This window comes from Amycolatopsis sp. NPDC104775 (assembly GCF_055583325.1).
Map to the genome: position 1 here is coordinate 48,909 of NZ_JBVJOE010000010.1, position 12,181 is coordinate 61,089.

The window sequence follows — 12,181 nt, forward strand, 5'->3', positions numbered from 1 at the left end:
TTCAGTGTGCGTATTCGCGATTGAAAAGCTTCTTGGACCAGAGATAGCCGCCGATGCCCAGCACGGCGCACCAGCCGAGCGCGAACCACAGGTGGTTGCCGAGCGGCTTGTCGAGCAGCAGCGCGCGCAGGGTCTCGATGATCGGCGTGAACGGCTGGTACTCGGCGAACCACCGCAGCGCGCCCGGCATCGAGTCGGCTGGCACGAACCCGCTGCCGAGGAAAGGCAGGAGCAGCAACGGCATCGGCGTGTTGCTGGCCGTTTCGACGCTCTTGCTCACCTGTCCGAGCGCGACGCACAGCCACACCAGCGCGAGCGCCACCACCACGAGGAACCCGATCGCGGCGAACCACGAACCGACCCCGGCGGCGGGCCGGAACCCGACCAGCAGCGCGACCCCGGTGACGACCACGAGCCCGAACAACGCTTGCAGCACACTGCCGAGCACGTGCCCGGTCAGCACCGACACCCGGGCGATGTGCATGGTCCGGAACCGGGCGATAACGCCTTCGGCCAGGTCCATCGCCACCGAAATCGCCGTTCCCTGCACGGTGGCGGTGATGGTCATCAGCAGAATCGTCGGCGCGACGAAGTTGGCGTACTCGGCTCTGCCGCCGCCGGCACCGCCCAGTCCGGCGCCGAGCGTGCCGCCGAAGACGTAGACGAACAGCAGCAAGAACACGACCGGCATTCCGACCAGCATGATCGTCATCGACGGATACCGGAGCATGTGTTTGAGGTTGCGGCGCAACATCGTCAGCGAGTCGCGCACCGGGTGGAACCGCAGATCCGGTCCGGCGAGAGCGGGAGCAGTCATCGGGAAGTCACCTTTTCGTCAGTGGGGTTGCCGGTCAGGGCGAGGAAAACGTCGTCGAGATCGGGGGTGTGCACGGACAGTTCGCCGACCTTCACCGACGACGCGTCGAGCCGGTCGATCATCGATTTGAGCGACTGCAGGCTTCCGTCGCTGGGCACGCGCAGCACCAGCGCGTCGTTCTGCCGCGTCGCCTCGCTCAGCGCACGCTGCGCGTTCCCGAGGTCGGCCTCTTCCTCGAAGCGCAATTGGACGTGTCCGCCGGGGATCTGGCGCTTCAGCTCTTCCGCGGTGCCCTCGGCGACGATCCGCCCGCGGTTGAGCACCGCGATCCGGTCGGCCAGTTCGTCGGCTTCTTCGAGGTATTGCGTGGTAAGGAAAATCGTGACCCCGTCGGCCACCAGCTTGCGCACGATGTCCCACATCGCCCGGCGGCTGCGCGGGTCGAGGCCGGTGGTCGGCTCGTCGAGGAAGATCACCCGCGGATCGCCGACGAGCGTCAACGCCAGGTCGAGGCGGCGCCGCATGCCGCCGGAGTAGGTGGAAACCGGCTTCTTGGCCGCTTCGACGAGGTCGAACTGCTCGAGCAGCTCCGCCGTGCGGTGCCGCCGGGCGGCCCGGTCGAGGTGGTGCAGATCCGCCATCAGCAGCAGGTTTTCCTCGCCGGTCAACAGGCTGTCGACCGCGGAGAACTGCCCGGTGACGCCGATCGAGGCCCGCACCCCGTCCGCTTCCGACGCGAGGTCGTATCCGGCGATCCGCGCCGCGCCCGCGTCGGCATTGAGCAAAGTGGACAGAATCTTGACCGTGGTGGTCTTGCCCGCGCCGTTCGCGCCGAGCAGCGAGAAGACCGTCCCGCGGGCGACGGTGAGGTCGATGCCGTCGAGCACGACGTGGTCGCCGAAGGATTTGCGCAGTCCGGTCGCGGCGATCGCCGGCCGGGAATGGTTGCTGGACACAGGTTTCCCCTCAGTAATGGTCAGGAGCGGTGGATGACGATTTCGCCGAACGCGGTGTGCCCGCGAACCTCGACGGTTTCCTTGGACTCGCCCGGGCTCGCCGAGGTCTCCAGCTGATTGCGCACGTGGCCGAAGTTGGTCTTCACGTCGAGCCAGGCCGCGGTGCCCTCGGCGATGCCGATCCGCAGGTCGCCGATCGCGCTTTCGAGCAGGACCGAACCGCGGACGACCTCGCCGAGCCGGATGGCGCCGTTGGACGTCTTCGCGTCGACCCCGGCTCCGGCGTGCTCGACCGTGATGTCGCCGTTGGCCGCACGCACCCGGACGTCGCCGGAAGCGGACTCGATCGTGGTGTCGCCATTGGAGTTCTTGACAGTCACCGTGCCGTCGACCGGGCCGAGCTGGACCTTCCCGGACGAGGTGGTGACCTCGGCGTCGCCCGCGACCTCCTCGACCGTGATGTGGCCGACCGAGGTGTCGAGGCGCAGCGGGCCGGTGCGGTCGAGGCTGATGTTCCCGGCGGCGGTCTTGAACCGCGCCTGCCCGAGCTGCCCGGAGCCCTGGAAGGAGCCCGCCTGCACCTCCGCGGAAACCCGCGAACCGGCGGGAAGTTCGACCAGCACGTCGACCGAGCGGGTCTTGCGGGAGAAGTCGAACGCCCGCAGCTTCGGGCCGGTGATGTGCAGCGTGCCGTTGCTGTAGTCGACGCGGACCTGCTGCGCGGCCTTCACGTCGGACGAGTCCGCGTCGTCGGTCGGGCGGACGTCGACGATCGTGTCGGTGCGGTCGCTCGCGGCGAACCGGACCTGGCCGACCCCGAGGTCGAGGGTGACGGAAATCGGCTCGGGAGTGTCGAATTTAGGCATGGTTGTCCCCACGTTTCGGATAGGTGTGCCGTCTCCGCAGGTCAGAGACGGGTGAAGGAATCAGCGAAGAAAGGAGCTACCGGACCCAGCCGGTGAAGCTTTGCCGGGAAAACGTGCCGCCGGACGGCTCGGCACGCGGTTCGCGCTCCGGCCGCTGCTGCAACGCCGCGGTGGCCGCCCGGACGAGCCAGGCGTTGACCGAACGGCCCTCCTTGGCGGCGGCCTCTTCGACCGCGGCCTTGAGCTGTTCGGGCAGCCGCACGTTGATCCGCGCGGACGGCCCGTCCTCGGAGAACAGCGGTTCGGCCTCCGGAGCCGGTTCCGCCGCGGGCGCGGCGGGCGGGGCGGGTTCGGCGGGCGGCGCGGTCACGACGAAGTTCGGGTCGCGGCCGCGCAGGCGCAGTTCGACCGAGCCGGGCGCGAGATCCCGGGTGATCTCGTCGACCGCGCCGGACAGGGTGTCCAGGAGGGTCATCCGGATCGCCGATTCGAGCGATCCGGTGAGCCGCTCGACCAGCGCGCGTCCCTCTTCGCCGCCGGCCTCGGCCAGCGTCGCGAATTCCCGCCCGAGGTTGCTTACGTACGTGGTCAAGTCCATGGCACCACTATGGCACACGCATGGCACCACCGCAAGCCACGCTGGCTCAACTTGGCATCACTTCGGCACCTAAGGTGGCGTATTGCCAGTTCAGAGCGTGTGCCACCAGGGAAATACAGCTACTTGACCGCCTTCGAGACCGGCAATTCGACCGTGGCCCGGAAGGCCGGGCACTCATCCAAGGGACCGTCGTGGTGACACGTCCTGAGGTGCTGCAGATACGCCTGCGCGTCGAGCAGCCGCGTCACCTGCTCCTGGATCGCCTCGATCCGGGCGGTGACCGTGCTCCGCCAGTCGCCGGACTCGCCGCGCGCGCCGAGCAGCGCCGCGATGTCGTCGAGGCTCAACTGGCCGGTCTCCCGCCAGATGCGGATCAGCGCGATCCGGTAAAGCTGGTCCTGGTCGTAGAACCGCCAGCCGGAGCGGCGCCGCGGCTCGATCAGGCCGCAGCTCTCCCAGTAGTGCAGCGTTGACACCGGCACCCCGAAGCGCGCCGACACCTCGCCGATCGAGAACAGGTCCATACCTCATTGCACCGCACATCGACCAGCGGAAGCAAGGTTAGGCTAAGCAAATATGCGGGCTGGAACCGGTTCTCTTCCCCCAGGTAGTCCTTATCGGGGGAGGACGATCCGTTCGACCGCTTCGGTGATCAATTTTTCCCGTTCCGCCTCGGAGAAAACGTCCGGCAGCGTCAGCTGTTCGACGATCAGCCAGTTCAGCGCGAGGATCAGCAGCTTGACCGCGGTGGCGTCGCCGGGCAGCCCGGACGCTTCGTGGTACGCGACATTCGCCTCGACGTCCGCCCGGACCCGCTCCGTCAGCACCCTGCGCAACTCCGGTCGTCGAGTGGCCTCGAGCCGGAGCTCCAGCAACGCGAGATACCCGGTGCGAAACCCCGCGACCCGGCTGACCAGCTCGCGCATCAGCTGAGCGTAGGACTCCCGGTCCTCGCGCGCGGGCGGGACCGAATCGTCCTCCGGCTGCAGTCGCTCGTACACCCGCGCGCCGGCCTGGGTCAGCAACTCGTCCCGGTTGGCGAAGTAGTTCGACGCGGTTCCCGCTGGCACGCCCGCTTCTCCGTCGACCGCCCGGAACGTCAGCCCGCGCGCCCCCTCGCGGGCCAGGACCTCGATCGCCGCGTCGACGAGCGCAGCCCTGCGCTGGTCGTTCCTGCGCACCATTTGACACCACTCCAGCTGTAGTTGTACGGTTCAAACCACTTCACCCATAGTACTACAAACGGAGTTACTAGATGCGAAAGCTCGTGTACTACATCGCGGTCACCCTCGACGGCCGCATCGCCGGCCCCGCGGGCGAGTTCGACTTCTTCCCCCAGGGCGACGCCCAGCAGGCCGCCGCCTACATGGGGTTCATGACCACGCTGTACCCGGAAACCGTCCCGACCGCCTTCCGCGCGGGAGCCGGGGTCGAGGACTCTCCGAACCGCCGGTTCGACACCGTCCTGATGGGCCGCGCGACCCACCAGCTCGACCCGACCGTGCCCAGCCCTTACGCGCACCTGCGGCAGTACGTCGTGTCGAGCACCCTGAAACCGGACCTCGACCCCGCGGTGACTGTCGTCCCCGGCGACCCGATCGGCCTGGTGAGAGACTTGAAGAAGGAGGAAACCGGAAAGGACATCTGGCTGTGCGGCGGCGGCAAACTGGCCGGTGCGCTGCTGCCGGAGATCGACGAGATCCTGCTGAAGAGCTACCCGGTCGTGGCGGGCGCGGGCATCCCGATGGTGGAGGGCGGCTTCGACCCGACGGTGTTCACGGTGGCGGAACGGACGGCGTTCCCGAACGGGGTCACGGCTACCCGGCTGGTGCGGAGCTAGGCACTCGAGGGCTGTTTCTGGGGAAGAGCCGGGATGGGTGCCGCGTTCGCTGGGAGGAGCGCGGCCCCGGACGCCGACAAGCTGGAAGTAGGGCGGGGCTGCGGGGGTTTCCGGAATTGGGGCCTTCCGCCGCGACTCCGGCCAGCCTCGCGGAACCCGCGCCGCCTCCGAAGCCGAAGCGCGCAGGCTCAGGCGTCCAGGCGCGGCAACGCCATCCGGCCGGAGCGAAGCCAGCACAGCCGAGCATCCAGGCCCGGCACATCACCCGCTCCTGCCGCGCCCCGGAAGCCAGTTAGGCCCACTGCGGCGGGCTAATCCTCTGGGGGCAACCACCCCGCAGCCGGAACCTGAGCCAGGTCCCGCACCAGCTGCGCTATTCAGTCGCACCGTAGCGGGCCTAAGCCTCCGGGGTCGGCACCACGCGGCCGGAACCTACGCCAAGTCCCGTACCAACCGCGCCGCCCCGGAAGCCATTCAGGCGCACCACAGCAGGCCTCAACCTCCGGGATCGGCACCCCGCGACCGAAATCTAAGCCAAATCCCGCACCAACCGCGCCACCCCCGAAAGCCATTCATGCGCACCGCAGCGAGCCTCAGCCTCCGGGGCAACCACCACGCAGCCGGAACCTAAGCCAAATCCCGCACCAACCGCACCACCTCGGGGAACAGTTCGGCCGGGCCAGCGGCGGCGATGTAGGCGTCCGGGCGCAGCAGCACGAACCCTTCCCGCGAACCGCCCAGGCTGAAATGCGCGACGGTTCCCGGCATCCGCGTCGCCAGGGCTGCCGCGCGGGTGGCGAGTTCGCTGTGCGGCGGGCCGAACGTCACGAGCTGGAACTGCCCGGCCAGATCGCGGTCGGGTTTCGGCAGCCAGCGCGGGTCGCGGGTTCCGGGGCGTGGCCACGAGCGGGCGGCGGCGAGTTTTCCGCTGCCGGGCAAGGGATCCGGGCATTCCGAACGCCAGCCGGCCAGTGCGGGGGCGAACTTCCGCTCCAGCATCCCGCTCGACTGCGCCAGTCGCCAGGTCAGGTTGCGCACCTTGCGAGCGAGGGGGCCGGCCACCGATTGCCGCGCCATCATGCCGGTGGCGCGGAGGGTTTGCTGGATTGCGGCGCGGCGTTCCGGGTCGTAGGTGTCGAGGATCGCCGGGGCGAGGCGGCCGTGGTGCACGCCGGCCAGTTTCCACGCCAGGTTGCGGCCGTCGGGGATGCCGAGGTTCAGGCCTTGGCCGCCGATGGGGCTGTGCACGTGCGCGGCGTCACCGACCAGGAAGACGCGGTCCGCGCGGAGTTGGGCGGCGATGCGTTCGTCGCTGGAGAAAGTCGTGATGGTGCGCAGCGAAACGACTTTCAGCCTGCCGGGGCCGCGTTCATCCAGAAGGCGTTGCACCTGCTCTTCGTCTGGTTTCGCGCCGGGCGGGAGAGAACCGGAGATCCGGAACTCGCCACCGGGCAGGGGTGCCAGCAGCAGGACGCCGGAGTCGCTGAGGAAGTAGTGCACCTCGTCGCGGCGGATGCCGCCTTCGAGGCGGCCTTCGGCGAGCAGGAACGACACCGGGATGTGCTCGCCGTCGAAGGCGATGTCCAGCTGAGCGCGCACTTCACTGCGGTGGCCGTCGGCGCCGATGACCCAGTCGGCTTCGAATTCGCGTGCGGTGCCGTCGTCGGCGGTGGCGGCGACCAGTACCGATTCCGCACCGGGCACGACTTTCGTCACGCGCACGCCTCGCTCGACGGTGCCGCCGAAATCGTGCACGGCCTTTTCCAGCAACGCGGTCGTTTTCTCCTGCGGAAGCACGAGCGGCCGGTTGTCGTCGTCGAGCGCGACGCGCGCGCCCACCCCGGACGGCAGGTGATAGTGCAACGCCGCCGGGCCGAGTCCCTGCTCGCGCGCCTGGTTGGCGACGCCGAGTTCGGTCAATACCTCCAGCACCGGCGGCCACAACAGAATCGCGCGGGACCCGGCACCCGGTTCGGGAGCGGCGTCCACGACGGTCACCGGCACGTCGAGCCGCGCCAGCTCCGCCGCGACCGCGAGCCCGCACGGTCCGGCTCCGATGACCAGAACTGTCGTTCGCTCTGTCATGACTTTTCCACCGCCAGCTTCTCCAACCATTCGTGTACTGCCTTCGCGGCGTCGTCGGCCGCGTCTTCGAGAATCGTGAAGTGGTCCCCGGCCAGCTCCGTCGTGTCGTGCGGGCCTGGCCACTCCGCGAGGATGCCCGCGGCGGCTCTCGCCAGGAGCACCGGAGTGTCGATCTCCGCCGGGGAGAACGTCCGCAGCAGACTGAGATACGCGCCCATCGCGGTGAGGCGGGTGTCGTCGGCCAGACCGGTTTCGGCCAGCCGGGCGGCCATTCCGTCCAGGACGCCCGACCAGGCTGCCGGGTCCGGGCCCAGGACGAAGGTGTCGAGCAGAACCACGGCGAGCGGGGCGGTCCCGGTGCGTTCCAGGGCGGCGGCTACGGCGTTGGCGAGGAGGCCGCCGGACGAGTAGCCGGCCAGGACGAACGGGCCCTCGGTTCTCGCGACCTCGGCGGCGAGGGTCTCGACCAGCGTTTCGAGGGTCGCCGGGAGTGGTTCTCCAGCTGGGAAACCCGGGAGGGAGAGGGCGGAGACGGGTCTTTCGTCACGCAGGGCCGCGGCGAACCGGGCGAACTGGTGCGGTCCCGAGGTGGCCAGCACCGATGGGAGGCAGACGAGCTTCGGCGCGGGGCCGGTCGTGGTGAGCGGGACTGTCGTGGGCTGGCCTTCGTCGGCGGTGGGGCGGAGTTTGGCGGCTGCGGCGAGGACGTCCAGGAATTCGGGCAGTTTGCCGGACTCCCGGGCTTGCGTCAGAAGGGCCGCCAGCGGACTGTCTGCCACCCTCGGTCCACTGAATTCGCCATTCAGCCGATGGGCCAACGCCTCCGGGGTGGGGTGTTCCAGGAACGCGGACACCGGGACCCGTAGGCCGGTCGCGGCGTTGAGGCGGTTGCGAAGGTCCACTGTGGTCAGTGAATCGAAGCCGTGTTCCAGGAATCGGCGGCGCGGGTCTACTGAGGCGGCTGAATGATGACCCAGCACGGCGGCGGCTTTGCTGCGGATCAGGTCGAGCAAAGCCCGCTGGCGTTCTTCGACGGGCAACGCGGCGAGCCGGTCGGCTTGTCCGGTTTCGGTGGCCTTCGGGACCGGACGGGGGGCGAGGTCGGCGATCAGCGGACGGTCGCCGTTGGCGCGGTAGGCATCGGCGAAGGTTGGCCAGTCGAGGTCGGCGAGCAGGAGGTGGGACTTTCCCAGCGACAGCGCGGACATTGCCCGGTCCGGGTCGAGCAGGCGGATTCCCCGGCTGCCTAGGCGTTCGCGGCGGACCTCGTCGGCTTCCTCCCCGGTTGCCCATGGGCCCCAGGCGACGGAGAACGTTCCGTCTCGCTCGGCTAGGGCGTCCAAAGTGGCGGTGACAGCGGCGTAGACGCCTTGGCCGACTCCGCCGAAGGTGCCGGAGATCGAAGAGAACAGGATCAGCGGGACATCGGCCAGGTCGTGCAGGTTCCGGGCACCGGCTAAGCCGGACTCGAACATCTCCGGGGTCAGATTGTCCAGTGAGCCTTCGTCCAGCGGGACTGCTGTGTGCACGATCGCCGAAAGTTCCCGCGAGGCAAGCAGATTAGCGACTGCGGAGTGGTCGGCAAGGTCGCATTCGACTACCGGTGCGTCAATCGATGTCGTCTGTCCTGGTTGGACAGTCAGGACGAGTTCCGCGGAGGTGTTGTCGGCGAGCCAGCGGGCGGTGTGTGCGCCCATGGGAGTGTCGGCACCGGTCACGAGGACCGTGCCCTGCCACGACCAAGTTCCGACGCTAGGCGCGGCACGGACTAGGCGGCGGGCGAACAAGCCTGCGTTCCGTACTGCGATCTGATCCTCGCCGGTGTCGTTCGACAAGGCGGCCGACCACAGTGCGGTGGTCGAATCGTCGAGTGATTCCGGCAGGTCGATGACTCCGCCCCAGACACCGGGGCGCTCGACTGCGATCGCTGCGGCGAGGCCCCAGATCGCGGCCTGGTCAGGATCTGGCGTCGTGTTGTCGGCCGCGACTGCGCCGGAGGTGGTGAGCCACAGCGGAAGGTCTGTGTCGAGGGCGCGGAGCAGCGCGAGCGTGCCCGCGAAGTCGAGGAGCGAGATGATGCCTCGAGTGCCGGGCTGGTTCAGGAGGTCTCGGTCGATCTCGGTCATTCTGGTTAGCTTCGCGCCGCGGCTGGCGAGGGCGTCCAGGCAGTGGTCGGCCCAGGCGTTGTTCTCCGGGACTACCGCGAGCCAGTGGCCGGAAAGCGTTGTCGTGGCCGGGTCTGGCATTGGTCGCCAGGTGATCCGGTAGCGCCAGGAATCCTCGGGAGCCGCGCTGGTCGCCGGGCGAACTTCCGGCCAGTAGGTTTCGTGCTGGAACGGGTAGGTCGGCAGGGTGACGTGTCGCGGTTCCGCGCCTTCAAACGCAGGGGTCAAGTCCACCGGCAGGCCGTGCACCTGGGCGTCGGCGACGGAAAGGAGGAATCGCGACAGGTCGCCCTCGTCGCGGCGGAGCGAGCCGACTGTCGTCACCTCGACGGCGGCGTCTTCACCGGTTTCCGTGATCGACGACGTGAGCACCGGGTGCGGACTGGCCTCGATGAAGAAGCGGTGTCCAGCGGCGATCAGTGTGCGGATACCGCCGTCGAAGTTGACCATCTCGCGGACGTTGTCGTACCAGTACTCGGCGTTGAGCGACTCGGTCGGCACGAATTCGCCAGTGACGGTGGAGCAGAACGGAATTTCGCCCGGTCGCGGGGTGATGTCGGCGACCATTTTCAGGAACCGCTCCCGCAAGGGTTCGAGTTTCGGCGAGTGCGAGGCCACTGTGGACACTGCGCGAGTGCGGATTCCGTCCGCCGTGCAGGCGGCCACGAACGCCTCCAGCGGCTCGAGTTCTCCCACTACCGTGACGGCGCTCGGGCTGTTGATGCCGCCAATGGTCAACTGTCCGTTGAAAGCGGCCAGGCGTTGCTTCACTTGTGCGGCGGGTGCGCCGACGGCGACCACGGCGCCGCGGCCTTCCAGTTCTTCGGCGAACAACCGGCTGCGCAGGACGACGATCTTCGCGGCGTCCGCAAGGGACAGTGCGCCAGCGACGCAAGCCGCGGCGACCTCGCCCTGACTGCTGCCGACAACGGCGGCTGGGGAAACTCCATAAGATTTCCAGAGTTCCGCCAGCGAGACCATCACCGAGAACAGCACTGGCTGTACGACGTCGATCCGCTTCAGCAATTCTTGGTCGCCGATCGCGGAGCGCAGCGACCAGTCCACCAGTCCGGAAAGGACGGACTCGCAGTCCGCCATCGAACGTGCGAAGGCGGGCGCGGACTCCAGCAGACCAGCGGCCATTCCGACCCATTCGGAACCTTGGCCGGGAAAGACGAACACCGCTTGCCCGACCGGCTGAGCCACGCCGCGGACCAACCTGGGGTTTTCTTCACCGGACGCCAAGGCGCGCAGGGCTGTGCTGGCGGCGGCTCGGTGGTCGGCCACGACTGCCGCTCGGTATTCGAAATCCGCCGAGCGCAGCAGCGACCAGCCGACGTCAGCGAGCCGCTCGGGTCCGGCAACGAGCGGGAGCAATCGCTCGGCCCGTGCCCGCACCGCGGTCTCGGTACGGCCGGAAATCAGCAAGGGAATCGGCGAAGTGAATTCCGGCGGGACGACGGCCGGTTCGGGTTGATGCTCCAGGATCACGTGCGCGTTGGTGCCGCTGATGCCGAACGCGGAGACGCCAACCCGGCGCGGCCGGTCCGAAACGGGCCACGGGCGGGGTTCGGTGAGCAGTTCGACGCCGCCTTGGGCGAAATCGATCTTCGGGGACGGTTCGTCCACATGCAACGTCTTGGGCAGAGTTCCCGCCCGGAGCGCCATGACCATTTTGATCACGCTCGCGACCCCGGCCGCCGCGCCGGCGTGACCGAGATTGGACTTGAGAGAGCCTAGCCACAATGGACGGTCGGATGGCCGGTTCCGTCCGTAGGTGGCGAGCAAAGCGTTGGCCTCTATGGGGTCGCCGAGTTCGGTGCCGGTGCCGTGCGCCTCGACCGCGTCGACATCGGCCGCCGGAACTCCCGCGTCAGCGAGGGCTTGCCGGATCACGCGTTCCTGTGAAGGACCGTTCGGTGCGGTGAGACCGTTGCTTGCCCCGTCGGAGTTGATCGCGGTCCCGCGAACGACCGCCAGCACCGAGTGGCCGTGCCGTTGCGCATCGGAAAGTCTTTCCAGGACAAGGAGTCCGGCACCCTCGGACCAGGCAGTGCCGTCCGCCGCGGCGGCGAAGGCCTTGATTCGACCGTCCGGGGCCATGCCGCGTTGACGGCTCATCTCGACGTATCCGGCGGGGGTGCTCAACACGGAAACGCCGCCAGCCAGCGCGAGCGAACATTCGTCGCGGCGCAGCGCGCGGCAAGCCAAGTGCAACGCGACCAGCGAAGACGAGCACGCGGTGTCCACCGTGAGCGATGGACCTTCGAAGCCGTAAGTGTAGGAAATCCGACCGGACAGTACACTGCCCGCGTTGCCGGTCATCAGGTATCCGCCGAGGTCTTCGGTCGCCTGCGAGACCACCATGCTGTAATCCGGCGCTCCGCTGCCGACGAACACTCCGGTCGCGCTTCCCCGTAGCGCGGCCAGATCAAGGCCAGTTCGTTCGAGTGCTTCCCACGAAACTTCCAGCAGGAGACGCTGTTGCGGGTCCATCGCCAGTGCTTCGCGCGGGGAGATGCCGAAGAATTCGGCGTCGAAACCGCCTACCCTAGAAAGGAATCCTCCCTCTCGGACATACGTGGTGCCGACGTGGTCGGGGTCCGGATGGAAGAGTTCGTCGAGATTCCAGCCACGGTCGGCGGGGAAGGCGGAGATCGCGTCGCGGCCTTCGTCGACCAGTTGCCACAAGTCTTCCGGAGACCGCACCCGGCCGGGATAGCGGCAGGCCATCGACACGACGGCAATGGGTTCCGCGGCCCGGTCCTGGAGCTCTTTCATCCGCTTCCGGGTCTCGTGCAGATCGACGGTGACCTTGCGCAGGTATTCGCGAAGCCGCTCGGCGTCACTCATG

General features: G+C 68.3%; 9 protein-coding genes. 1 reads left to right on the top strand and 8 read right to left on the bottom strand.

All coding sequences use genetic code 11. The features are described 5' to 3' along the window. Position 1: 1 nt before the first annotated feature. The 6 genes from ACZ63D_RS34575 to ACZ63D_RS34600 all read right to left on the bottom strand — a co-directional run bounded on the left by ACZ63D_RS34575 (position 2) and on the right by ACZ63D_RS34600 (position 4,421). Entirely contained in the window at positions 2–817 is an 816-nt protein-coding gene (locus ACZ63D_RS34575; RefSeq protein ID WP_465358530.1) for an ABC transporter permease, read from the bottom strand. Then, positions 814–1,773, bottom strand: a complete 960-nt coding sequence (locus tag ACZ63D_RS34580) for an ATP-binding cassette domain-containing protein (RefSeq protein WP_465358531.1) — start codon at positions 1,771–1,773, stop codon at positions 814–816. Before ACZ63D_RS34580 ends, ACZ63D_RS34575 begins: the two co-directional genes overlap by 4 nt. Positions 1,774–1,793: 20 nt before the next feature. Further along, positions 1,794–2,639 carry a DUF4097 family beta strand repeat-containing protein gene (locus tag ACZ63D_RS34585; RefSeq protein ID WP_465358532.1) on the bottom strand — a complete coding sequence of 282 codons (846 nt, stop codon included), beginning with the start codon at positions 2,637–2,639 and terminating at the stop codon, positions 1,794–1,796. A gap of 76 nt (positions 2,640–2,715) precedes the next feature. Further along, positions 2,716–3,237 carry a YlcI/YnfO family protein gene (locus ACZ63D_RS34590; protein ID WP_465358533.1) on the bottom strand — a complete coding sequence of 174 codons (522 nt, stop codon included), beginning with the start codon at positions 3,235–3,237 and terminating at the stop codon, positions 2,716–2,718. A gap of 119 nt (positions 3,238–3,356) precedes the next feature. Continuing rightward, a complete protein-coding gene (locus ACZ63D_RS34595) occupies positions 3,357–3,761 on the bottom strand; it encodes a MerR family transcriptional regulator (RefSeq protein ID WP_465358534.1) in 405 nt (134 codons plus the stop codon). A 90-nt stretch (positions 3,762–3,851) separates the two neighbouring features. Next, positions 3,852–4,421, bottom strand: a complete 570-nt coding sequence (locus ACZ63D_RS34600; RefSeq protein ID WP_465358535.1) for a TetR/AcrR family transcriptional regulator — start codon at positions 4,419–4,421, stop codon at positions 3,852–3,854. A gap of 71 nt (positions 4,422–4,492) precedes the next feature. On the opposite strand from ACZ63D_RS34600, the gene ACZ63D_RS34605 reads away from it, so the two are divergent. After that, the gene (locus ACZ63D_RS34605) at positions 4,493–5,077 is read left to right on the top strand and encodes a dihydrofolate reductase family protein (protein WP_465358536.1); all 585 of its coding nucleotides are present in this window, start codon (positions 4,493–4,495) and stop codon (positions 5,075–5,077) included. Between the two features lie 627 nt (positions 5,078–5,704). On the opposite strand, the gene ACZ63D_RS34610 is transcribed toward ACZ63D_RS34605, so the two are convergent. Both ACZ63D_RS34610 and ACZ63D_RS34615 read right to left on the bottom strand, forming a co-directional pair. Next, positions 5,705–7,162 carry an FAD-dependent oxidoreductase gene (locus tag ACZ63D_RS34610; RefSeq protein ID WP_465358537.1) on the bottom strand — a complete coding sequence of 486 codons (1,458 nt, stop codon included), beginning with the start codon at positions 7,160–7,162 and terminating at the stop codon, positions 5,705–5,707. Next, on the bottom strand, positions 7,159–12,180 hold the full coding sequence (locus ACZ63D_RS34615) for a beta-ketoacyl synthase N-terminal-like domain-containing protein (RefSeq protein WP_465358538.1): 5,022 nt from the start codon (positions 12,178–12,180) through the stop codon (positions 7,159–7,161). The genes ACZ63D_RS34610 and ACZ63D_RS34615 overlap by 4 nt, the downstream gene beginning before the upstream one ends. Position 12,181: the final 1 nt, after the last annotated feature.

Bases quoted from the DNA above. Each gene is read 5' to 3' on its own strand.
- ACZ63D_RS34575 (WP_465358530.1), bottom strand. From the start codon at position 817: ATGACTGCTCCCGCTCTCGCCGGACCGGATCTGCGGTTCCACCCGGTG.
- ACZ63D_RS34585 (WP_465358532.1), bottom strand. From the start codon at position 2,639: ATGCCTAAATTCGACACTCCCGAGCCGATTTCCGTCACCCTCGACCTC.
- ACZ63D_RS34590 (WP_465358533.1), bottom strand. From the start codon at position 3,237: ATGGACTTGACCACGTACGTAAGCAACCTCGGGCGGGAATTCGCGACG.
- ACZ63D_RS34595 (WP_465358534.1), bottom strand. From the start codon at position 3,761: ATGGACCTGTTCTCGATCGGCGAGGTGTCGGCGCGCTTCGGGGTGCCG.
- ACZ63D_RS34600 (WP_465358535.1), bottom strand. From the start codon at position 4,421: ATGGTGCGCAGGAACGACCAGCGCAGGGCTGCGCTCGTCGACGCGGCG.
- ACZ63D_RS34605 (WP_465358536.1), top strand. From the start codon at position 4,493: ATGCGAAAGCTCGTGTACTACATCGCGGTCACCCTCGACGGCCGCATC.
- ACZ63D_RS34610 (WP_465358537.1), bottom strand. From the start codon at position 7,162: ATGACAGAGCGAACGACAGTTCTGGTCATCGGAGCCGGACCGTGCGGG.
- ACZ63D_RS34615 (WP_465358538.1), bottom strand. From the start codon at position 12,180: ATGAGTGACGCCGAGCGGCTTCGCGAATACCTGCGCAAGGTCACCGTC.